Here is a 22,397-nt window from a genome sequence, read left to right as displayed (position 1 = left end):
TAAAGCGATAATCACAGAACCAATAATGATTGCATTGTAAATGATACCAGTTAATTTAATGCCGTTTTTTTGTTCATTTTTCATCGTGTCCCACCTCCCTTCATCGAAACGGAGGGAGCTGAACCCTTTTGGGCAAGTGGATGACGAACCATTAGATACTGAATGAATAGAAAGATGCCGATATTCATCACAATATCACCAATACTGATGATTTGGGTACGCGGATATGGTTTTGTGATGGGAATGATATCGCCTAAAATTCCTAGATGAGTTGAAGACGTCAACATGGTATGTTTGGCATATAAACTAGTTTTTAATATTTTAATATAGCTTGGATCCAGTACGGAGGCTGCTTCTACTGATACCGGCATTCTTCCGCCGTTGAGAACCATCGCAATAAAGTTGAGGAATACTCCGATTAATATTAGCACGAATCCAGGGTTTCTGAGGTTCATAAAAAGAAATAGCAAGCCAAGTATATAAACGACTATGTAAATGGAACCGCTTAATTGACCAAGTAATGGAATCTTATTTTGAAGCGTAAAAACGGCTAGTTCCACGACTAATAGCAGGGGGAAAATCCAGCCCCATTTAAGCTTTAGCTGGGCTAGGGCTCTTAGATTACCTTTTCTGAGGAAACCGATCATAAACGAAATAATAATGCCGTCAAATACCATAAATGTTGAACCTGCCTATTTTAGAATATAATATTTTGGATAAAAGCGCAAAAATTCTCTTAAGGGAAAATATTCTTACAATACCATTTCTATCTAATCAAAAAATTTCGTCGAACGCAATGCAGAAATTGGTAGAAATATATCGGGATTGTAAAGTTTTTACTATGGAATTGTGGAGTTTTGTCGAATAAAGCAGTTTTCAAGGGGGGAGTTGTGAATTATATTTACAAGCTTCGCAGTCCTGTTTCGTTTTAAAAGGGTGGTTTGAAAATTTGGAGGTGTCCCGCTCTTTTCGGAGAGCGGGATTTTTTTGGAGAAATAACTTTAATATAGTTCTTTAATTAGTTTCTCAAGCTGCTGATAGGAATTGGTTTCATACGTAGGCTGAATGGTTTCAATTGCCTTCGTTTTGTTTTTGGTATTGATCCAAATTGAACTCCAGCCTGCATGATGGGCGCCGATGATGTCATTTTCAAATGAGTCCCCAACAATCAAGGAATGCTCATGGGATGTATTTGTTTTTTGATTAACGTATTCGAAGTATTCCTTCTGAGGTTTCGCATAACCCATTTCACTAGAGATATAGACCTGGTTAGCTGGTATCCACTGCACGAGATTGAGTGATTCTAGTTTTGAACGCTGATGGGCGGATGGACCGTTGGTGGTGATATAAACGGGAATGCCCTTGCTGCTTACATATTCCAGGATATTTTTCATTTCTGGAATCAGAGAGACCTTATATTGATGTTCTTTGTATGCCTGCTGGAAGGCATCGGCTTCGTCTGAGGTAATCGTGTACCCCAAATCGTTAAAGGCGCTCATCATACGATATTGATGCATTTTTTCTAAGGACATTTCTCCTGATTCGGTTAACGAGAACACTTTATCACTATATTCCCGGCTTTTTTTAAAAAGGTCGAGGATGGGAATATCAGTAATAGAAGAAAAAGTTCGATTATATGCCTCTTGGAATGGTTGGACTTGGTCATATAATGTGTCATCTAAATCGAAGAAAATAGCTTTCATGTCGTAACACTCCATTTTTTTTTTAGATTATCTTCTTCTATTAAAATATAAAACTGGGTGAAAGGGAATAGTTTGGGTTTTTATCGTTATGAACGATTCAAAACCCCCGAAGCAGGATCAAAAAAGAGTCTACGGCAGTTATGAAGGGTTCAAAACCCCCGAAGCAAGACCGAAAAAGAGTCTACGGCAGTTATGAAGGGTTCAAAACCCCCGAAGGAGGACCCAAAAAGAGCCTACGGCAGTTATGAACGATTCAAAACTATCGAAGCAGGACTGAAAAAAAGCCTACGGCACTTATGAACATTTTCAACCTTCCCTAAGCTCCACTTATAAAAAAACACCTCAAAGCTCTAAATTAGGGGTGCAGTACATAAAATATATTGGAGATATTATGCTTTTCGGCAGTATCAAAATAAGTAGACCCTTCTGAGATGGTCATAAAAAACTTTAACCATTCAGTATCCAATTTGATTCTTCCTTCTACATTTATTTAATGGGATAGCTTGGTATCTAACTTTTTCAAGGTACATTTGTTGAAAAAAACGCATGTTTAGGTTTAAGTTTACTATATATATATTCTTTGTATGCCATACAAGACAATAACCTGATATTAGAGGAGAGGATGTTAAAAGATGACGATCGTTAATGTGATAAAAGAACGTAGAACGATTAAAAAGTTTAAGCCGGATCCGATTGATGAAAAAGAGTTAATCTCATGGCTGGAGGCCGCAAGTTATGCGCCTAATCATCGCATGAACGAACCATGGGAGCTTCTTTTTGTCGGGCCTGAAACCAGAGCGAAACTCAATCATAAAATCGACTTTGGCGGTGCACCTGTCGTTTTTGCTGTATTGTCAAAGCCTGCCGATACTTCTTTCAAGCGTGATGAAAATATTATGGCTACTTCTTGTTTTGTACAGAATTTCTTATTGGCTGCCCAAGAAGCAGGTGTCGGCGTCTATTGGACATCGATGGGGGAGAAAACGCAAAATCGTGAAATACTTGGTGTTCCAGAAGAGTATGATGTGATTGGAGTCTTTGGAGTGGGTTACCCATCGGACATTCCTGCGGTCAAGAAGAGGACACCAATTACATCTAAAATCACGTATTTAGCATGATTTAAATGAAGTCTCGTCGAAAATAGCCATAAAGAAGTCGCATTTTTGAATTTAAATAGGCAGAAACGCAAGAAATCTTCACGATTTAAAAGGCGCCGGGTTGCAAATTGAACCCGGTTTTTTACGATTTTCGTCGATTCTCCTACCTGTAGGGCAAACTTTTTTGCAGGGGACGCCTAATCTCTAAAAAAACTAACTCCAAATATCATTTAATTAAAAACAACTTCCTTCTCATTCAACTCATATTCCTCCTGCATTTTTTCATGGAATAGATTGCAAAACTTGTTGTAGCAGATTCCGAAATAATAGGCAAAAGGGTTTCGGACTGTACGGCTCACCTTTAGTTTACGAATCAGCTGCTTAAAGGAGTCTATAGCAACCTCTAGCGTTAGATCAGCATCATTTTCAAAAAGATTCTGGTAGGCTGAGGCTTTGGCCATTTTCCAGTACTCTTCGATTGTCTTTGCATTATTAAAAAAGCACTTTACTAATTGGACAAACGGCTGTGGAACACGATTGCTCACATATGTATAGTCTAGTGGGGACGGCTCTTCTATACGTTTCTTTTGATCTTTATCAGTTTTAAAAAGATTAATAGCTTTTATTGGGTGGTCCGCGGTTTCCGTTTTGGGCAGTTCATTTGAAGGAAAACGATTGAACTGGTACAAGTTGCTCGATTGTGAACCGTTTTTTCTTTCAGTTTCATAAACAGTAAGAATCCCTAATTCTTTGGCTTTTAGGATCATCCGTTTAAAGGTAGAACGCGAAATACCGTTATCATGATATTCCTCGTGGATTGCTTTTAAAATCGTGCCGATTTTGGCGTTGCAAACGCCAGGGATTTTGGCTGCAAAACGGGCTAATCTCTTTAAACCGATTAATTCTCCTTTTGAAAAATCATGCTTGTGCTCAAGCATCCACATTTCCAAATGGGTATTAAATTCTTTTAGTGAACAAAACTGAGAAAATGGCTCGAAGCCTTCGATATGACCTGATTTTAATTGGAACAAAAATAACACCCTTTCACCGTGAGAATATCTTCACGATAGCGGGTTTTACGAGGTAAATCGAATGCCACTTTTTCGAATTTGGAGGCGTTTTTTGGTGCGAAAAGCCCTTTTTGTGCACCAAATGTGAAATTTGGAAGCTATTTTTAGCATTTTAGAGGATTTTTAATAGGATTTTGTTTTCAAACGATTTAAATGAAGACTGTTTTCGTAAAGTTTGTTGTTTTTGAAGGGTTATATTGATTTTAGTAAAATATATTATAAAAGGATTCTAGATAAAGGATTTTGGCATGAATTAGGATTTTTTATATAATTGGGAATTTGAAAGAACTCAAGAATTTTTTAACGGGTTCATTTAAGAGGTTGAAATTTTGATTTGGCAAGTGTTTTGACATTGAGATTGGTCGATTAATTGTCTACAATTAGAATAAAAAGGGATGTCAATTGACATCCTTTTTACCAGTTTGGACTCCCTTCACTAAGTCTTCTTTAAAGGTTTTTGTACAATCCCTAATAAAGAGTGAACTTGAGATTCTTCAATACCCAATTTTTTAAGTGAAAATTTCGGATTTTGAACAGGGCATATTTTTGATACACTTAAACAAAAAATTTAGAGGAGATTGTATGGGAAAAATATTATCTAGAGGATTGCTAGCTTTATATTTATTGATACTAATCTGGTTAGTTTTATTCAAATTAGTGTACAATATTTCGTCAGTATTTAATTATCATCATAGGAGTCTTAACTTGATTCCATTTGCTTCAGGAGACCATTTCATAGAGATGATAGAAAATGTCATAGCCTTTATTCCTTTGGGATTGCTTTTCAATGTCAATTTCAAAAGAGTTGGGTTTTTACCTAAATTTTCTTTTATAGTAGGTTTAAGTCTTACTTTTGAATTAATCCAATTTACCTTCGCTATTGGAGCGACAGACATAACAGATGCAATTACAAATACTGTTGGAGGCTTTCTTGGACTGAAATCATATGATTTTAGTAATAAGTATATCAATAATAAAAAATTAGATCGATTTATTAATTTTGTTGGTATACTTTTGCTCGTTTTATTGCTCTATTTCCGTACCCATCTAAGAATTAAATATTAGTTTATTTATCTCAATGGACACTATTTATTTACATCTAAGACAATTGATGTATTAACGGAAGTTGGTGGTTTTCCAATTTTAATAACAATTTAATAAAAATCCTGATATGACAAGAAAAAAGGCGTTCCAGTATTATTGCGAGTTTGAACACCAAGTTGCTTGTCATTTTAATTTTTTAACCTCTTTAACTGAACCCGTTAAAAATTTTGTTGGGTTCTATTTTATGCACTTTTGAAAGTTTCAATCGTCATATAACTTGATTTTTGGCACGCAAAAAAGAATTTGTTCCACTTGTTTTTCAAATGCTAGATTATCACCTAAATCAAGCCAACGGAACCAGTTTAAGTAGTTATCCAAGTATTTCGTCGCAACCCCTTGGCTCGTTCCATCCACTTCTTTAAGCGATTATGAAAATTGTTAATGTGCTGGATATGATAAATGCCTTTCTTCACTCGTTGCTTCTGATGTTCATTGACAGGTTCGTGCTGCAATTTTTTCATTTTGGCAAATTTTTTATAGTTAGTAGCTGTATCGGTGCATAACAAAGATGTCGGATGTATATATCCACCTATTACTGCGTATATTTCTTCAGCTTTAACACGCCCTGTACCAGCTTTTAGAGCAATCGAATTACCGTTTCTATCGCATTATAAAAACACTCTATTATTATGGTAAAGAAAGCAACAAACTATACGAAAACAGCCTAAATGAAAAAAAGCTCCTTTTAATCGGAGCCTCCTGTTAGATGAGAAGTGTTTCTTTTTTATCAAGATAAAGATCATACATATCTAAACACTCTAGCAGTTCGTTTTTATACACCATGAGCGCTTTTTTGATCACCTTATTATAGTCTGTGCTGTTTAGTTCCTTATTGCAATCTTCCAATTCCTTGGTTTTCATTTTTTTTAACTCCAAAAACATGCTTTCTAAATCTTTCCCCATGTTAATCCCTCCAAAATGACCTTTTCTAGATCGTATGGCTAAAGTATGGGCCAGTTTGTAAAAATTTAAACACATATTTCTAAAAAAACTAAATAGTCATATTTTTGTTTATTATCTGAAAATAATATCTAATCCGAAATTTTCTAGGGAAATAAAACTAATACAATAGTAACAAAAAAGACAAAAAACACGTTCTACCAGTATTTTCAGTATTGTGCATGTCGAAAAAAATATCTAGAATTATATTGTGGTATCATGTTATGATATGGATTAACCTTATTTGAGGTTTTTTAGAATAGGAAAGTGTGATTATATATATAATTTATAGAAAAGGGGAGAGGTCATGAAGAGAATTAGTCTTGCTTGGCAAATTTTCATCGGTTTGGCTTTGGGTATTATTGTTGGTGCTATTTTTTACGGTAATCCTCAAATTGCAAAAATTCTACAGCCATTTGGGGACATCTTTATCCACTTAATTAAAATGATTGTGGTCCCAATTGTTATTTCTAGTATTATTGTAGGGGTTGCTGGCGTTGGTGATTCCAAAAAACTTGGGAAACTTGGCGGCAAAACCATTTTATATTTTGAAATCATTACAACCATTGCCATCTTAGTAGGTTTAATCTTTGCGAATGTTTTCCACCCTGGGACAGGTGTTGATCGTTCTCACTTATCAAAAACGGATATTAACTCGTATGTGGCAACAGCGAGTACAACAGAATCTCATTCCATGGCTGATACGTTCGTCAACATCGTTCCGACCAACATTATTCAGTCATTGGCAAATGGCGATATGTTAGCGATTATTTTCTTCTCTGTCATGTTTGGTCTGGGTATTGCGGCCATTGGCGAAAAAGGAACACCCGTTATCAACTTCTTTAAAGGTACTGCGGATGCCATGTTCTATGTGACCAACCAAGTCATGAAATTCGCACCGATTGGTGTTTTTGCGTTAATTGGTGTGACCGTTTCTAAATTTGGTTTATCTTCACTGATTCCATTAGGAAAATTAGTCATCGTTGTTTATGGCGCAATGATATTCTTTATCATCGTTGTTCTTGGTATTACTGCGAAAATTGCTGGTGTGAATATCTTTAAATTCGTAGTTTATTTAAAAGATGAGTTATTACTAGGATATTCGACTGCAAGTTCGGAAGCCGTTCTTCCAAAAATCATGGAAAAAATGGAGAAGCTTGGCTGTCCAAAGGCGATTACTTCCTTTGTTATTCCAACTGGCTATTCGTTTAACCTAGACGGTTCTACTCTTTATCAAGCGATTGCGGCTTTGTTCATTGCGCAAATGTATGGCATTCACATGAGCATAGGGCATCAAATTACGCTTGTGCTTGTTTTGATGGTTACGTCTAAAGGGATTGCTGGGGTTCCTGGGGTATCTTTCGTCGTTCTCCTTGCTACATTAGGAAGCGTTGGAATTCCTGTTGAAGGTCTAGCGTTCATCGCTGGTATCGACCGTATCCTTGATATGGCTCGTACATGTGTCAATATTGTAGGTAACTCACTTGCTGCAATCGTCGTTTCAAGATGGGAAGGCCATAAAGTGAACATGGATGAAAAATTAGCAGCTTAATATGAAAAAAGACAGAGATGCCAATGGCGCTCTGTCTTTTTTTTTAAAAATCATAATACCGCCGCAGTAGAAAGGAGATCCATTTGCAATCCGGATGATTGCGGATATTCTCAATCAACCCTCGGATAATAACCGGACGATAGGTCGTTTCCTCGAGCTGTTCCTGCAGTAAAAGAAGTGATTCCCTCTCCAACGAATCATCCATCTCCACGATTTTCTTTTCAAGGATATCAAGGATCTGTTCCTTAGTGACTTCTTCATTGATTGGACTCTTAAACATTCCAACCAGTTCTTCGGTCATAAATGGAACGGTCGTATGCTGTGCAAGCAAATTTGTTTTTTCCACAAGTGATTGAGTTAGTTCGTTTAAATCTAATGGAATATTGTAAAAAACAAACAGATGTGAATAGGTGTGCATGAATCCCTTGATACAGTACATTAAATCGTACTTCGTCTCCCTTACTTGTTCACCATATAATTGGTCCAACATGACTAAAATCGTGTTCTCGAGTAAGTGGTCGTAATAATGTAATTTTTGAAAAAGGTCATTATTAAACGTGTGTGATTGCTCCTTTAACAATAATCTCGCAAAATCCGAATGCTGATAGGTAGTATGGAAGATCGTGTAATAAAATTTATATAAAAGTTCGTTCCTATTTGTATTTTTGACTACATAGTCAATATCAACGGTCATTTGATTCATGAAATGGTCAATTAAGGCCTGAATCAATTCGTCTTTCGATTTGAAGGATAGATAGAAGGCCCCTTTCGAAATGCCGCAATGTTCTGTTATTTGTTGCACGGAAGTAGCTTCAAACCCCTGTTTTGCAAAAAGTTCGAGTGCTTTTTCCATGATTAATTGTTTTTTCATTGTAACACTCCCTAATGTCATTCGTTGACAAATGACTGGTTGGTCATTATTATAAATAGTTGAGTCTAGTAAGTCAATCAGAGGTAGGTGTCAAAAGTGAAAGCTTTAGCAAATTTTGTCCTTGGGAATAAACTGGCCGTCTGGCTGCTGACGATTATTGTGACGGTAGCGGGTATCTATTCAGGGACACGCATGAATATGGAAACGATCCCGAATATTTCGATTCCGTACTTAATGGTCACCGATGTGTATCCAGGTGCCACTCCTAAGAGGGTCATGGAAGATGTCTCCATGCCGATTGAAAAAGCAGTTGAAGGGCTTGATCACGTAAAAACTGTCCAATCAAATTCTTATTCTAACATGTCAAGCATTCAGGTGGAATATGAATATGGCATTGATATGGACGAAGCAAAACGTGAATTGCAATCCGCTTTAGATGACGTAACATATCCGGACGGAGCACAAAAGCCAAAGGTGACGGCGATCAGCATGAACATGATGCCGGTTGTAGCCCTCAGTGTAAGTAGTTCGAAGGAAGATATTGTAAAACTAACCTCAACAGTCGAGGATATTCTTCTTCCCAAAATTGAAAAAATTGATGGTGTAGCTTCTGCGACCATTAGCGGTCAGCATATTGAAGAAGTGGACCTTACTTATAATCAAGCGAAATTAAAAGCATTTCGCCTGACCGAAGATAAAGTCAAACAAATGATTCAAGCCAGCAATATGGCCGTTTCATTAGGACTTTATCAGTTTAAAGAAGGAGAGCAGGCAGTTGCCATTGACGGCAAGTACATGACAGAGGATGAATTAAAGAACACGATGATTCCTGTCACACCGACGGCCGCACATCCATCACCATTTGTGAAAGTAAATGAGATTGCCAAAATTCAAACCGTGGGGAAAGTGCAATCTGTTTCTCGAACCAACGGGAAAGATGCGATTGCTATTCAAATTGTCAAAGAGCAACGTGCTAACACGGTGGATGTGGTTAACCGTGTCAAGGATGTTGTCAAAGAACAAAAGGCTAAAATCGATGGTATTCATATCGATGTAACCCTTGACCAAGGGAAACCCATTCAAGAATCCATTTCTACGATGATTGAAAAAGCCGTGTTTGGCGGATTTATTGCAGTCTTAATTATTCTGTTGTTTTTACGCAGCCTTAAATCAACGATTACGGCAATTATCTCGATTCCAGTATCGATTTTCATAGCGTTGATGATCCTGCACTGGCTCGATATTACGCTGAATATCATGACGCTGGGGGCCATTACCATTGCCATAGGACGGGTCATCGATGACTCCATCGTTGTAGTTGAAAATATATACCGCCGTTTGCATTTAAAAGAGGAAAAATTAAATGGTCGTGCCCTTGTTCGCGAGGCGACGATTGAAATGTTTAAGCCGATTTTAGCCTCCACATTAGTAACGGTTGCCGTGTTCGCACCACTGATTTTTGTTGGTGGAATGGTCGGTGAGTTGTTCTCGCCGTTTGCCTTAACAATGACGTTTGCACTTGGTGCATCGTTACTCGTCGCCATTACGGTTGTACCAGCATTATCACATACCCTATTTAAGAAAAAGTTATATGGTAACAAGACGGGGAAACGTCACAAAGAAGTGGGCGAGTTGGCAAAATGGTATAAGTTTTTATTGGAAAAAACACTTAATCATAAAGTGATCACGTCGATTATTGCCGTTGTTTTATTAGCAGGCAGTTTGGCTTTAACACCATTAATCGGTTTCAGCTTCTTGGGCAGTGAACAAGAAAAGACGATCTATTTAACGTACACGCCTAGAGCAGGTGAGTTAAAGGATGAGACTTTGAAGAACGTTAAATACGTCGAAGATAAGATGCTGAAGCGTGACGATATTGATATCGTTCAGCTTTCGGTCACAGATAAAGGGGACACATCCACTGCCATGTTTGGCGGCAGCGGTGGCGGGGGCTTAATGTATCTGATTTTTGACCCTGATACAAAGGACTTCCCTAAGGTAAAAGATGAAATTGAAAAATATGTGAAAAACCTTAACCAATCGGGCACATGGAAGAGCCAGAACATGAGTACCTCATCCGTTGGTTCCAATGAGGTGAGCTACACCTTCTATAGTGAAAACCTAGATAAATTGTATCAATCGGTCGACAAGGTTGAAAAGGTGATGAAGAAAGACACAGGGCTTAAAGATGTCTCTTCTAGTGCAGAGGACCCTTATGTTGAATATACCTTTAATGTTGCACAGAATGATTTGATTAAATATGGGTTAACCACTGGTCAGCTCGTGATGATGCTGAACCCAACGAAGACGCAAGATGTGTTAACGACGATTGAGAAAAATGGTGAATCCCTAGATGTGATTGTGCAGCAAGAACAATCGAAACAGCCAGAATCGATTGATGAAATGTTAAAAACGCCAGTCCCAACCGCCATGGGTACGACTGTGCCGCTTTCACAGCTTGTCAGCGTGAAAAAAGGAACAACCTTAAATACACTGGCGCGCAGTAAGGGAGAATACTATGCGAGTGTTACAGGAACCGTTATTGGTAAGGATGTTAAAAAAGTAACGGACCGTTTGGGTAAAGAAGTCGATAAGCTTGATTTGCCAAAAACGGTAACCGTCAGCACTGCTGGCGTACAGGCCGATATGACTGATACCTTTACACAGCTTGGGGCTGCGATGCTGGCCGCGATTGCGATTGTCTACTTCATCCTGGTGGTTACCTTCCGTGAAGGTGTTGCACCGTTTGCGATCCTGTTCTCATTACCGTTTGCCGTTATAGGCTCGTTTGTCGGTTTATTAATTGCCGGTGAGACGATTTCAGTTTCGGTTATGATGGGTCTATTGATGTTGATTGGTATTGTTGTGACGAACGCGATTGTCTTGGTGGACCGAATTATTCATATGGAACGCGATGGATTAACGATGCGGAAAGCGGTGCTCGAAGCGGGAGCAACCCGTTTACGTCCCATCCTGATGACCGCGATTGCCACGGTAGGTGCCCTGATCCCATTGGCACTTGGCGAAGGTGGCGGCGGATTGATTTCGAAAGGGCTGGGAATTACCGTTATTGGCGGTTTAACAAGCTCCACGCTGTTAACCTTGTTCGTCGTACCAATTGTGTATGAAGTTTTATCGAAGTTATTTAAGAAAAATCGAAGAGAAATAGAGGAAAACTAAGAGTTGGCCCTGCAAGATAAGACTTGCGGGGTCTTTTTTTATTGTTGCGGAGGTTTTTCAGCGGTTTTTAAAGGGGTATCAGCGATTTGGAACCTTTTATCGGCTATTTATTGTTTTTTTCGGCGATTTCAGCAATTTATCGGCGACTTTAAAAAAGGTTTGTTCTATGTGAGTTAAATGTTGTTTGTTACATACATTAAATAAAAGGTTTCCATTTTTAAAAAAAGAGGGTGTTAGAAATAACGACCATCCAAGAGATTGCTGATGTCCTTGCTGGGATTGAACATCCGCTGGCTGCCAGTTGGGGCCAAAACGATCTGATAAAAAAGAATATTGCCACCAGTTTTGAATATTGGTTAGAAGATACCGGAATCCCGATCACCTTAACGGAATTTGTGGAGCAGTATTTGGCGCACTCTGAGTATCTGGGGGAGATGTTTTTGACCGGCAGCGATCGAGAAAGCGGTTGATTTTTTCAAGGAGAAGTGTTCACAGCACTTCTCCTATTATTTTTTTATAAAAAGTCCTACCTTTTCAGTGTTTTTCCTACTAAACTACCACTTTCGTCGGATGTTCATTTGTCGAAAATTGCATTAATATGACTATTGAAGTAAATTAAGGAAAGGTAGGAAATTTTAAAAGTGAAGAAAAATCTAGTAACAGCAGCTGCCACGGCTGGGCTTGTTCTTACTGCGTTTGGAGCCTCAGCAAGTGCGCAAGAACCCGGATACACGGTTCAACCGGGAGATAGTCTTTGGAAAATTAGTCAAGCAAATCAAGTGTCTATTAATCAATTAAAAGAGTGGAATTCTCTTTCGAGTGATACAATCTACGTCGATCAAAAACTATCGCTTACTTATACGGTTCAAAAGGGAGATAGTCTTTGGAAAATTGCAAGAGATAATGGAACAACCGTAAATGAATTAAAGCGCTTGAATGGGATGACTTCAAGCTTTCTTCGTGCTGGGCAGCAATTGAAAATCGCTGGCACGAATGGAAGTGATTCTTCTTATGTGGTTCAAAAAGGGGATTCTTTATCGGTGATCGGATCGCGTTATAATGTTACTGTTCCGCAGCTTAAATCTATCAATCATTTATCCTCTGATACTATTTATGCTGGGCAGACGTTAAAAGTGAGTGGTAGTGGGGGAACTAGTACTACAGCGGCTAGTTCAAATGCAGCGACTACGGGTGCGGGAACCACTGCGGCTTCTGCTAGGGCAACTTCAGGTGCAGCAGCTGGTAGCACAGCGGCAGCAACAACGGCGCAATCAATTGATAGTACAGGAACAGCAGCAACTTCAAGTACATCTGTAAGTGAAGGAGCGACGGAAACATCAGGTGCAGCAACAACGGCTTCAGGTGCAGCAACAACGGCTTCAGGTGCAGATACAAGTGGAAGTTCTGCGGCAACAACATCAAGTGTAGACGAAGTATCTAAAGCACCGGCAGCTTCTGAAACAGCGACAGCTGGAAGCACTGCAGTAACATCTGGTGTAGCAACAACAGAAAAAGCACCAGCGGCTTCAAGTACACCAGCAACAACAACAGAAAAGGCACCGGCGGCTTCAAGTGCACCAGCATCAACTACAGAAAAGGCACTGGCGGCTTCAAGTGCACCAGCATCAACAACAGAAAAGGCACCGGCGACTTCAAGTGTACCAGCAACAACAACAGAAAAGGCACCAGTTGCTTCAAGTGCAGCAACAACGACGGCACCGGCAACATCTAGTGCACCAGCCGTAACGCCAAAGGCACCGGCAACATCTAGTGCACCAGCGGAAACGTCAAAAGCGCCGTCGGCTTCAAGTGCGGCTACAACAACGTCACAAGCACCAGCAACATCTACTGAGACAGCACAAAAACCGGTGACATCAGATGCTTCTCTTGTTGCAAGTATTATTGCCGAGGCTCAGAAATATATTGGTTCTCCATATAAATGGGCAGGAAACACTCCAGCAGGATTTGATTGCAGTGGGTTTACCAAATATGTATTTGATAAATTTGGCATCTCTTTGCCGCGAACCGCTCAAACACAATGGGATGCGACCACACCTGTCAGCTCGCCAAGAGTCGGTGACCTTGTCTTCTTCCAAACCTACAAAGTCGGACCATCCCATGTAGGAATCTATTTAGGAAACAACAAATTCATCAGCGCAGCCTCAACCGGCGTCGTCATCTCAGATATGACATCTAGCTATTGGAAAACGAGATATCTAGGTGCGAAATCACCTTATTAAAATAGCAAAATATCCTTTTAGAAAGACAGTTGGTGCTGTCTTTCTTTTTACATTCATAAAGAAAGACTAGGGAGGACGGACATAACCCCCGAAGCCGCTCCTAAAGAGAAGCTTGGGTAGTTATGAAAGGTTAATAACCCCTGAAGCTTTCCCAAAAGAGAAGCTTGGGTAGTTATGAAAGGTTTATAACCCCCGAAGCCGCTCCTAAAGAGAAGCTTGGGTAGTTATGAAAGGTCCAAAACCCCCGAAGGAGCCCCGAAAAAGAAGTTTCGGCAGTTATGAAAGGTCCAAAACCCCCGAAGCCGCCCCGGAAAAAGAAGCATCGGCAGTTATGAAAGGTGCAAAACCCCCGAAGGCGCCCCGAAAAAGAAGTTTCGGCAGTTATGAAAGGTTCAAAACCCCCGAAGGCACCCCGAAAAAGAAGCATCGGCAGTTATGGAAGGTCCAAAACCCCCGAAGCCGCCTCGAAAAAGAAGTTTCGGCAGTTATGAAAGGTCCAAAACCCTCGAAGCCATCCCTAACGAGCAGCTTTTGGGGTGTATGGGTGGTTCCTAACTTCCAACACCCCTTTTAGAACTCGTTAAACAGCCCCGAATCTCCTCCGTTATATCATCTCTCATTTAAACTTCTTTCAGTGTAAGGGCTTGATAGCCAATTTCCTGCTATCGCTTTGGAAGCCCATTAAAAAAAAGTAGAACAAGGTAAGCTGGTAAATCATCAGCAATGCCTCAATACTTTGAACATACAGCGGTCCGATATCACCTACGCCTTAGGTCTGATACAAAAATCGAGCTCTGGCGCAATTATGGAAACACATGAAAAAAGGTAAGATGTAATCAAGATAAACAAGTCAAATCAAGGAGGAAAATAAAATGAAAAAGTTTGGTTTATTGTTAGCAGGCGGGATTGCAGCTTTAATATTACTAAATACGATTGGCCCAATGGTTGGGCTGCTAGTTAGTCTAGTGTTACTCTACTTCATCTTCCGACAGTTTCTCAAAACCGATTCTATCGGCTGGAAGATCGGGTTAGCCATTATTGGTCTAATCGTCCTAGCATCTACAGTTCAGCATATCCCGGCTCTGATTGGAGTAGCTGCTGCTTATGTGCTCTTCCTTGTTTATAAAGCATGGAACAAAAGCAAAAGAGCACCTAAAAGCAAAGAAAATGATCCCTTTGTCAACTTTGAAAATCAATGGAATGAATTAAGAAAATAATTTTTTAAAAAAAGGAGAGAATGAACATGACAAACTTATTTACAAGAATTAAAGATATTGTGGTAGCGGATATTAATGAGGCCCTAAACCAAAAGGAAAATAAAAATCCGATTGCTATGCTCAATCAATACCTACGCGAATGTGAAAAGGAAACCGAAAAGGTAGGCAAGTTAGTAGTGCGTCAGCACCAGTTACGAGATGAATTTGCAAGAGAATATGCTGAAGCCATGAAGATGGCGGAAAAAAGAAAATATCAAGCAGAAGTTGCCCAAAAGGCAGGGGAAACGGAGCTCTACCAGTTTGCTTCAGTTGAGCAGCAGTGTTTTGAAGAACAGGCACAGCGTCTGCAGGGTTCTCTAAATCAGGTCACCGAGCAATTGACGGGGCTTGAAAGAAAGTATGAAGAAATGAAGCGAAAAGTCAAGGATATGGAGATTCGCCGGATGGAATTGATGGGCAGAGAAAATGTGACCCGCGCCAATCTGCAAATCAACCAGGTACTAGAAGCAGATGCTTACGCGGATTCCTCCTTCTCCAAATTTAAGGAAATTGAGGGTTATCTCGACCGGTTAGAACAGAAAGTGAACCGTTCCTTTTTCAGCAGTACGATTGATGAATTAGTAGCGAAGCTGGAGAAAAAAATATCCATTGATAAAAAAGAATAATGAGTGAGGGCGGTGATCACAACATCACTGCCTTTGTTTTTATATTTTTGAAACCAACCTAGTTTGTTTTCGTAAGTGAATAAACGGATATTAATAAAGATAGAGAGGTGATTCATATATGGAAACAAAAGAAGAATTATTAGCTGAGTTGTCTGTTATTGGAAAATGGGAAAAAAGCCAGAGCGGTTTGTGGTTTTGGGAGCGGCTGGGGAGGCTGCCGTTTAAGCTTCTTGATAAAATAACCCCTCAATTCATTCACAACAAAGTGGGAAGCTTGCTGGAGGAAATCGGTTCTTACATCCAAACCGGCGGTAGCTATCTAATTAAAAAAGAAACACTTTTTAAAAGAATTGAAAAAGAGCTGGGCAAGCCGATTAACGAGGTTGCCGACATCGAAAAGATTCCTTTAACAGCGATGCAAAAGATAAGTGAAGAGCTGACAGAACAAAGGAAGAAGTTTGCTACCATACAAGGAGCGAGCACTGGAATCGGTGGGATTTTCACGCTTGCGATTGATATTCCAGCCTTACTGGCGATTTCTTTAAAAACACTGCAGGAAATAGCCATCATTCATGGCTTTGACCCAAGTGATCAAAGTGAACGGGTTTTTATTGTGAAATGCCTCCAATTTTCATCCGCCGATATTGTCGGAAAACGGGCGATTTTGAATGAACTTTCCAGCTATGGTCAGAAGGAGAGCAGGTCAGGCGAAATGGTTTCACAGCTTCAAGGCTGGCGTGAAGTAGTCTATACATACCGCGATCAGTTTGGATGGAAAAAACTATTTCAAATGGTCCCGGTCGCTGGCATGATCTTCGGTGCCTTTACCAATCGATCCATGATCAATGACCTAGCAGAAACAGGAATGATGCTCTATCGAAAACGCAGGATTCTGGAAAGATTGGGAAGCAGTGGGGACGGTTCTACTGCTTCTTGAAATCACGGGGACGGTTCTGCTGCTCTGGAAGCAGTAGAACCGTCCCCGTGATTCTATATAAGCGGTCGATTCTGCAAATATAGTGCCATATCTGGGCTGCTGCCCTTCACTATATTTTCTGCAATCAGCTTTGCTAGAAGCTGGCTGTAGACCGTACCGTTGTCGCCGAAGGCAAATAGGAAATAGCTGTTGGGATACTCATCATAGAGCCCGATGATCGGCAGACCATCAACAGTGCCACCATAAAAAGCTGCGGAATAGTATTCTGGTTTAACACGAATATCAGGGAACTGTTTATGAAACTCCTCAATCAGTTGATCTTTCTTATGGGTAAGTTTACTATCCCGATCATCCGAATACGTTGTATTATCATCCAGACCGCCAATGATAATGCGATTATCTGCTGTGGTACGCATAAATAGGTAGGGACGGGCTGTCTCCCATAGGAGTGTCCGGTTATACCATGAAGAAAAGTCATCCACTGAGTTTGTGGTGACCGTATAAGTACTAACAAACGAGGCCTTCTTCTCTTTTTTTATATCTATGCCCTCATAGCCTGCAGTGAAAATAACGAAGCGTGCCCTAATCGAATGCTCTGTTTTCGTAGAAATGACCATCCTGTTCTGTGTCTTATCATAATGATGACCATTCATTTCAGTGTTTTCATAAAAACGGACCCCTTTTTTTGCTGCGTAGTCCACTAAGGCATGGGTAAACTTGAAGGGATTCAGTTCAGCGTCGTTGTAAGAATAGATAGCCGCTTCCCGGCTAAAAGGATACTTATTTTCAATGTCTTTCTTTGTCCAAAAATCGAGCTCACAGTTATGCTCTTTCAAAAAATCATATTCCTTTTTTAACTTGGCAAAATCATCTTTGTTGCTTGCGGAGTAAAGTGTGTCTCTTCGAGTAAATTCACTCTCCAACTTAGCCATCTTTGAAGCAATTTCGATTTCATCAATCGCTTCTTTTAATAACGTCAGATGGCGCTCAATGTATGGTTGACCGAACGTATGGATGAGGTCGGTAAACATTTTTTCACCAGAATATTGGATTAGTGCTGTATTTGTACTCGTACTCCCGCTGCCGATTTTTCCTTTTTCGATTGCGACCACATCTAAACCAGTATCTACTAGATAGTAAGCACATTGGGCAGCTGAACTCCCGCCGCCAATTACACAGACATCACATGTTAAGTCTTCCTCTAGAGAAGGATAAGATGGGGCATCAGGAAATGTCGTTGGCCAATAATACGTTCCAGATTGTAAGTTCAAGATGTTTCTTCCTCCTTTTAACACAGCTAATGTTACTATTTCCAAATGGCAGTGAAAAGAATCACGGGGACGGTTCTCCTGCTTCCGAAGCAGGAGAACCGTCCCCGTGATTCTCTTAACAGAGGAATATATTTTTTCTTTTTTATCCATAATAACAATTATTGGAAATTAATTGGTAATTATAAAAGAAAAGAGAAAATTAGATGAGAAATATCGCTGCTTTATTTTCATTACTTATGCCGGGTTTCGGTCAAATTTATAATAAGCAATTTATAAAGGGGATTGCTTTCCTGGTTATCGAGCATTTTGATAATTGGACTGGAAACATAAACAAAGCGATTCAACTTGATTTGAATGGTTTCCACCATCAGGCCTTAGAATCGGTTATGTATGATGGAATGTTATTTTATCCAGGTTTTTATGTTTATGCTGTTTGGGATGCTTGGTATTATGCGAAAATGGGTGCTAATAAAGTACTAACGACTATTCCTTTTCTTATTGGTGGGTTTTTAGGAGAATTCGGCGCCATCTTTGCTAGAAAGCTCCCAATTCCTGCTTTAACAGTCGGGCTTCTTATGATTATCCCGAGTATTGTCGGGATGGTGATTTTTCGGAAACAATAACTGTAAATGAGTTAGGGGACCTCTAGATTAGAAAGGTCCTTGTTTTTTGACATAAGATGGTTGTTTTTCACAAGTAAAAGTGAGCAATCCGCGAGTAAAATACCGTTATCCGAGAGTAAGTCGCCGCCATCCACCAGTAAATCTAAATTATCCGCCAGAAACCAGGCGCCATCGCCAGTAAACAAGTTATCCACCAGAAACCAGGCGCCATCGCCAGTAAACAAGTTATCCACCAGAAATCAGGCGCCATCCACTAGTAAACCATTGCCATCCTCCAGTAGATCACTACGTCAAGATAATCAAAGGGGACGGTTCTCCTGCTTCGTTTGGAAGCAGGAGAACCGTCCCCATGATTTTGTTTTTGTCCAGCTCCAGGCGCCATCGGCTCGAGGTCACAAGCCAATCCGTCCAAAAGGTTAAAGAACAACCTTTCGGCCGGCTCGTCTTGTGCTTGTCGCAGAAAACTAAGCGCCTTTCGCTTTTCTTAATAAATGACTACTGGCTCATGTGTGCTGAGGTTGTTATAAACTGTTTTCATCACACTTGATGGTGTGTTGACGCAGCCGCCTGATCCTGCTTTTAGGTATGCGGTGCTGGACCAGTTGGTACGCCAGCTGGCATCGTGGAAACCTTGACCGCTGTTGGTAAATGGTGCCCAATAATTGACTTTTACTTCATAGGAACCTAAGCCCACATGACTTCCTCTAAGTATGGATGGTGTGCGTTTGTAGAGGATATACCAAACGCCTTTTGATGTATCTTCCCCTGTGCTATGTTTCCCTGTAACGACATTCGATGTAACAACTAATTTACCATTTTTATAAATCCAAATTTTTTGCTCGGCAATTGAAACTTCCGCATAAGTATCGCCAATACCGTTATTAGATGTGATGTCATAACCGTAGCCTTCACCGCTCCAGCCATGTCCGATAATATTAGATGCTGCGGTAGAGCTTTCTCCTTTTTCAAAAGCTGCCTGAATACGTGCTGCTTCTTTGTCCACATCTAGTGCCCAGCCATAACCTTGACCTTTTACCTTAATAACAGAACCTGAATGGGTCTTAAAGGTAAAATCTTTGTCTAAAGTAGATTGTGAATCATTAATTTCAGCGAGTTTATTTTTAATATCAGCTCCATCAATGGTCACTTTCAAATCTTTTGAGACCGTGGCGCTTTTAATTAGATCGCTGGCTTTCAAAGAATAGACTTGATTTTGTACTTTATAGTCAACCTTTTGTTGAAGAAGAGTTTGCAGTGTTTTTTGTTCATTTTTTACAGTTTCACTGTCTTCTTTGATCGGCTGTATGTATACTGGATCAAGATGAATTTCGCTTGCATATTGCTGTTTTTCATAGGCCTTGATTAGACTTGCAACATCATACTGCTCACCATTATTGCTTTTGGTAATAACAATTTGACCCTGCTGTAAAGTGGCCTTCGCATCTACAGGCGGAGTTAAATTATTATTTAGTGCTGCCAGTTTCTCTTCGACTAGTTTTTTCATTTCTTGAGTGCGATATGGATCGCCGCTGTTTGGCACTAATGAATAATCTTTTTCTTTTGAAGATGGGAAAACGGTTTGCTGGCTTTTTAATAATTTATTGACACCTGATAGGTCTTGATCGGAAAATCCTAATTTTGTATCTTTTCCATCAAAAATTTGTTTTTCTCCAACATAGACGACATTTTTTAAAACTGAAGATTTTAATTTGTTAAGTGCCTCATCCGAGGTCAGTCCACCGACATTTACGCCATTAATCTTGATATTGGCATTGAAATGCTTTGCCTGATAATAGTTCAGTGCTGCCAATATAAGGGCAATGATGATCACGATTCCTGATGTGATCCACTTCCAGTTGTTATACCATTTGCCTTTTTTGACGAGTCTACTGTCAATTTCTTCTACTGATTCGGTTGCTGTACTTCCCATTCTTGATTCCCCCATTTAAAAAGTAATGTCATTTGACATTAAAAACCATTGGTTTGTAACAAACTTTACAACTAGATTACTTAAATATTAAATTACCACTACTATTCTATTATATGGAAAACATGAAATTTGTCACTATTTGTATTTCAATGGAATTATTTATCTTTTCATGTTAGAAAAGAAACCTTAAATTTTCCTTAAATTGGCGAATCATGGGGACGGTTCTTCTGCTTCCGAAGCAGAAGAACCGTCCCCGTGATTCTTAATTCAAAAGTTTTTGAATTACTAAGTTGGTTAGATTTGGCACGATTTCTAGTGAGTAGGTCATTTCCATTCTTTCGAGTCTTTTGTGGGCATCGCTGCCGTATGGACCGATGTTGATGACGGGGACATTGATGTCGCGGATATCTTGGTAGTCGACAAACAGCTTCGTTCCCCAGCCAGGGTTATTGTTGGATTCGGCGTTGATGCCGGCCTCATCATCACTGAGGGCCACAAAACTCATATCTGAGATATAAGGGAAGAAGTTCCGGGTGACAATCGGATAGGCATAGACTGGCTGAATTTCTTCCACCGCTTCATCCAAAGCCCTGATTAAGTCAAGCTCGTCAGCTGTTTTTCCGGTTAATTCAATCCTTGGAGAATAGAGGGATGAGTAGAACAGAATAATGGCCGGGCTTTTGTCCTTCATCCATTTCCAAGCTTCCTCTACGACTCGAACCGCAAACATACGTGTATCCAATTCTGCAATTTTTACTAAATCTTCTTTAATATTTTTCATATGAGAGACGTACTTTGTACCGTTCTCCTGAATCAATAATTGGTCCATTTCTTCATAGGTAAGCACCCTAGGCCTCCAAGGATGCTGGACATATGGCTCACCGCTTAAGGCACTATAACGTTTATACCGATCTTCAAAAGCGGTAAGGGCATTATGAAAGGCAACTGTGGCTTGTTCCTTTAACTTTTCAAGTACATCCTTTGGCGACCAGGAATGAATGAAAAAATTATAGTACACATAGGCAGACAGGGCGGTCTGAACGGTATAAGACGGTTTTAGGTCGATTTGTTTCAAAGATACAGGTGGTACGGTTGTTTCCCCATAGGCCTCGTTGCACAGGTCCGGATTATAGTTGATTTGTTTGGTTAGTTCAGCTGCGATAAAGTTCGGATCCAACCCCTCGAATGCTGACCCGACATGTGTTTCCGCACCTGTAATGAAAAAGGAAGGCAGCAGTTTTCCAACCGTTCCTTTATAAATGTAGCGATTATGGTCTCCTTCGTAGCGCGGCGCGACAAAATCAGCATTAATGGCAGCCGTATAAGTAAATCCATGTTCCTTTTTCCAGCGTTTTAATGTTTTTAACGCAGAGAGGATTCCGTGTGAACTGTCCTCTTCGTCACATTCTGCTAAGAAAACAAGGTTCCCATTTAGTTCTTCAGGATGTTCGGAATAATAGTTTAATAAATAGAGATGACTAGCGACCCCGCTTTTCATATCCAGAACTCCGCGGCCAAATAACCAATCCCCTGACTCCAGGTGTTCTTTGGCGGAAGCTGGGAGCTGTTCTTTTTTTAATGCTTCCATGAGTGTTTCAGGGTCACAAGCCATGTTTTTTAGATGATTGAAATCATCGATGCCAACTGTGTCGACATGCCCCATGAGGATAACGGTCCGGCTGCTCGTTCCCTTAGTTCCTTTAACTAAGGCCAAAACATTGTAGCGTTCCTGATTATCATTTATGGTTTGTTCGATTGTCGCGAAGCTTGGATTTTTCAAAAAATAAGGAAGGGAGGTAATCATGTTATATAGCGACTTTGCAATAATGGCTTCTCCGTTCGTGTTTACGACGCTTTCTATGTTTACCAGTTGTTTTGTGATCGCTAGTACATCATTGCGGCATGATAGCATGGGCTTAACCTCTTTTACTAGTATTTTACAAAAATGTAGCTCAACATGACTATGGCGTCAAGTATTTGCTTCTCGTCTAGGACTCT

20 protein-coding genes and 1 pseudogene are annotated in these 22,397 nt (G+C 40.0%); 10 read left to right on the top strand and 11 right to left on the bottom strand.

Going from position 1 to position 22,397, the window contains the following annotated elements:
• Nucleotides 1-80: 80 nt before the first annotated feature.
• Nucleotides 81-677: a DUF5317 domain-containing protein gene (locus tag JOC76_RS18870; protein ID WP_205180183.1), complete on the bottom strand. Its 597-nt coding sequence runs from the start codon at nucleotides 675-677 to the stop codon at nucleotides 81-83.
• 324 nt (nucleotides 678-1,001) lie between these two features.
• Nucleotides 1,002-1,703, bottom strand: coding sequence for an HAD family hydrolase (locus tag JOC76_RS18865; RefSeq protein WP_205180180.1), 702 nt, complete (start codon nucleotides 1,701-1,703; stop codon nucleotides 1,002-1,004).
• Nucleotides 1,704-2,335: 632 nt separating this feature from the next.
• Here JOC76_RS18865 and JOC76_RS18860 point away from each other — a divergent pair.
• Nucleotides 2,336-2,821, top strand: a complete 486-nt coding sequence (locus tag JOC76_RS18860) for a nitroreductase family protein (protein ID WP_205180178.1) — start codon at nucleotides 2,336-2,338, stop codon at nucleotides 2,819-2,821.
• 209 nt (nucleotides 2,822-3,030) lie between these two features.
• On the opposite strand, the gene JOC76_RS18855 is transcribed toward JOC76_RS18860, so the two are convergent.
• Complete coding sequence (locus JOC76_RS18855; protein ID WP_205180176.1) at nucleotides 3,031-3,831, bottom strand: hypothetical protein; 801 nt, start codon at nucleotides 3,829-3,831, stop codon at nucleotides 3,031-3,033.
• Nucleotides 3,832-4,452: 621 nt separating this feature from the next.
• Here JOC76_RS18855 and vanZ-A point away from each other — a divergent pair.
• The gene (vanZ-A, locus tag JOC76_RS18850) at nucleotides 4,453-4,935 is read left to right on the top strand and encodes a glycopeptide resistance protein VanZ-A (RefSeq protein ID WP_205180175.1); all 483 of its coding nucleotides are present in this window, start codon (nucleotides 4,453-4,455) and stop codon (nucleotides 4,933-4,935) included.
• Nucleotides 4,936-5,156: 221 nt separating this feature from the next.
• Here the strand turns inward: vanZ-A and JOC76_RS18845 are convergent.
• Nucleotides 5,157-5,579: pseudogene (locus JOC76_RS18845) on the bottom strand (IS1595 family transposase); the annotation flags it as partial.
• Nucleotides 5,580-5,676: 97 nt separating this feature from the next.
• Nucleotides 5,677-5,877: a hypothetical protein gene (locus JOC76_RS18840; protein ID WP_205180173.1), complete on the bottom strand. Its 201-nt coding sequence runs from the start codon at nucleotides 5,875-5,877 to the stop codon at nucleotides 5,677-5,679.
• A gap of 343 nt (nucleotides 5,878-6,220) precedes the next feature.
• Between JOC76_RS18840 and JOC76_RS18835 the strand changes: the two genes are divergently transcribed.
• Nucleotides 6,221-7,465: a cation:dicarboxylate symporter family transporter gene (locus tag JOC76_RS18835; protein WP_205180171.1), complete on the top strand. Its 1,245-nt coding sequence runs from the start codon at nucleotides 6,221-6,223 to the stop codon at nucleotides 7,463-7,465.
• 43 nt (nucleotides 7,466-7,508) lie between these two features.
• Here JOC76_RS18835 and JOC76_RS18830 read toward each other — a convergent pair whose 3' ends face one another.
• Entirely contained in the window at nucleotides 7,509-8,336 is an 828-nt protein-coding gene (locus tag JOC76_RS18830; protein WP_205180169.1) for a TetR/AcrR family transcriptional regulator, read from the bottom strand.
• A gap of 96 nt (nucleotides 8,337-8,432) precedes the next feature.
• Between JOC76_RS18830 and JOC76_RS18825 the strand changes: the two genes are divergently transcribed.
• The 6 genes from JOC76_RS18825 (at nucleotide 8,433) to JOC76_RS18800 (ending at nucleotide 16,575) form a co-directional block, all read left to right on the top strand.
• Nucleotides 8,433-11,516 carry an efflux RND transporter permease subunit gene (locus JOC76_RS18825; RefSeq protein WP_205180167.1) on the top strand — a complete coding sequence of 1,028 codons (3,084 nt, stop codon included), beginning with the start codon at nucleotides 8,433-8,435 and terminating at the stop codon, nucleotides 11,514-11,516.
• 230 nt (nucleotides 11,517-11,746) lie between these two features.
• Complete coding sequence (locus tag JOC76_RS18820) at nucleotides 11,747-11,986, top strand: hypothetical protein (protein ID WP_205180165.1); 240 nt, start codon at nucleotides 11,747-11,749, stop codon at nucleotides 11,984-11,986.
• Between the two features lie 171 nt (nucleotides 11,987-12,157).
• Nucleotides 12,158-13,756 (top strand): C40 family peptidase, encoded by a 1,599-nt coding sequence (locus JOC76_RS18815; RefSeq protein ID WP_205180163.1) that lies wholly within the window; start codon nucleotides 12,158-12,160, stop codon nucleotides 13,754-13,756.
• Nucleotides 13,757-14,628: 872 nt separating this feature from the next.
• A complete protein-coding gene (locus tag JOC76_RS18810) occupies nucleotides 14,629-14,973 on the top strand; it encodes a lmo0954 family membrane protein (RefSeq protein WP_205180157.1) in 345 nt (114 codons plus the stop codon).
• 26 nt (nucleotides 14,974-14,999) lie between these two features.
• Nucleotides 15,000-15,638, top strand: coding sequence for a PspA/IM30 family protein (locus tag JOC76_RS18805; protein ID WP_205180156.1), 639 nt, complete (start codon nucleotides 15,000-15,002; stop codon nucleotides 15,636-15,638).
• Nucleotides 15,639-15,756: 118 nt separating this feature from the next.
• Nucleotides 15,757-16,575: an EcsC family protein gene (locus JOC76_RS18800; RefSeq protein WP_205180155.1), complete on the top strand. Its 819-nt coding sequence runs from the start codon at nucleotides 15,757-15,759 to the stop codon at nucleotides 16,573-16,575.
• A gap of 53 nt (nucleotides 16,576-16,628) precedes the next feature.
• On the opposite strand, the gene JOC76_RS18795 is transcribed toward JOC76_RS18800, so the two are convergent.
• Nucleotides 16,629-17,846 carry an NAD(P)/FAD-dependent oxidoreductase gene (locus JOC76_RS18795; protein ID WP_205180153.1) on the bottom strand — a complete coding sequence of 406 codons (1,218 nt, stop codon included), beginning with the start codon at nucleotides 17,844-17,846 and terminating at the stop codon, nucleotides 16,629-16,631.
• A 203-nt stretch (nucleotides 17,847-18,049) separates the two neighbouring features.
• Here JOC76_RS18795 and JOC76_RS18790 point away from each other — a divergent pair, with 203 nt between their 5' ends.
• On the top strand, nucleotides 18,050-18,469 hold the full coding sequence (locus JOC76_RS18790; protein ID WP_205180150.1) for a hypothetical protein: 420 nt from the start codon (nucleotides 18,050-18,052) through the stop codon (nucleotides 18,467-18,469).
• Between the two features lie 11 nt (nucleotides 18,470-18,480).
• Here JOC76_RS18790 and JOC76_RS18785 read toward each other — a convergent pair whose 3' ends face one another.
• The 4 genes from JOC76_RS18785 to JOC76_RS18770 all read right to left on the bottom strand — a co-directional run bounded on the left by JOC76_RS18785 (nucleotide 18,481) and on the right by JOC76_RS18770 (nucleotide 22,311).
• Nucleotides 18,481-18,693: a hypothetical protein gene (locus JOC76_RS18785; protein ID WP_205180148.1), complete on the bottom strand. Its 213-nt coding sequence runs from the start codon at nucleotides 18,691-18,693 to the stop codon at nucleotides 18,481-18,483.
• A gap of 29 nt (nucleotides 18,694-18,722) precedes the next feature.
• Complete coding sequence (locus JOC76_RS18780) at nucleotides 18,723-18,881, bottom strand: hypothetical protein (protein WP_205180146.1); 159 nt, start codon at nucleotides 18,879-18,881, stop codon at nucleotides 18,723-18,725.
• A 72-nt stretch (nucleotides 18,882-18,953) separates the two neighbouring features.
• Nucleotides 18,954-20,414: a L,D-transpeptidase family protein gene (locus JOC76_RS18775; protein WP_205180144.1), complete on the bottom strand. Its 1,461-nt coding sequence runs from the start codon at nucleotides 20,412-20,414 to the stop codon at nucleotides 18,954-18,956.
• Nucleotides 20,415-20,661: 247 nt separating this feature from the next.
• Nucleotides 20,662-22,311, bottom strand: a complete 1,650-nt coding sequence (locus tag JOC76_RS18770; RefSeq protein WP_205180142.1) for a M20/M25/M40 family metallo-hydrolase — start codon at nucleotides 22,309-22,311, stop codon at nucleotides 20,662-20,664.
• Nucleotides 22,312-22,397 lie beyond the last annotated feature (86 nt).

It is taken from the genome of Neobacillus cucumis (assembly GCF_016908975.1).
GTDB lineage: Bacteria > Bacillota > Bacilli > Bacillales > Cytobacillaceae > Neobacillus > Neobacillus cucumis.
Note: the sequence above shows the minus strand (reverse complement) of the source record. Positions and strands in the feature narration are given on the sequence as shown.

Coding starts and splice junctions, on each gene's coding strand:
- JOC76_RS18800 (WP_205180155.1), top strand. CDS start 15,757: ATGGAAACAAAAGAAGAATTATTAGCTGAGTTGTCTGTTATTGGAAAA.
- JOC76_RS18775 (WP_205180144.1), bottom strand. CDS start 20,414: ATGGGGGAATCAAGAATGGGAAGTACAGCAACCGAATCAGTAGAAGAA.
- JOC76_RS18805 (WP_205180156.1), top strand. CDS start 15,000: ATGACAAACTTATTTACAAGAATTAAAGATATTGTGGTAGCGGATATT.
- JOC76_RS18770 (WP_205180142.1), bottom strand. CDS start 22,311: ATGCTATCATGCCGCAATGATGTACTAGCGATCACAAAACAACTGGTA.
- JOC76_RS18870 (WP_205180183.1), bottom strand. CDS start 677: ATGGTATTTGACGGCATTATTATTTCGTTTATGATCGGTTTCCTCAGA.
- JOC76_RS18835 (WP_205180171.1), top strand. CDS start 6,221: ATGAAGAGAATTAGTCTTGCTTGGCAAATTTTCATCGGTTTGGCTTTG.
- JOC76_RS18860 (WP_205180178.1), top strand. CDS start 2,336: ATGACGATCGTTAATGTGATAAAAGAACGTAGAACGATTAAAAAGTTT.
- vanZ-A (WP_205180175.1), top strand. CDS start 4,453: ATGGGAAAAATATTATCTAGAGGATTGCTAGCTTTATATTTATTGATA.
- JOC76_RS18810 (WP_205180157.1), top strand. CDS start 14,629: ATGAAAAAGTTTGGTTTATTGTTAGCAGGCGGGATTGCAGCTTTAATA.
- JOC76_RS18830 (WP_205180169.1), bottom strand. CDS start 8,336: ATGAAAAAACAATTAATCATGGAAAAAGCACTCGAACTTTTTGCAAAA.
- JOC76_RS18865 (WP_205180180.1), bottom strand. CDS start 1,703: ATGAAAGCTATTTTCTTCGATTTAGATGACACATTATATGACCAAGTC.
- JOC76_RS18840 (WP_205180173.1), bottom strand. CDS start 5,877: ATGGGGAAAGATTTAGAAAGCATGTTTTTGGAGTTAAAAAAAATGAAA.
- JOC76_RS18790 (WP_205180150.1), top strand. CDS start 18,050: ATGAGAAATATCGCTGCTTTATTTTCATTACTTATGCCGGGTTTCGGT.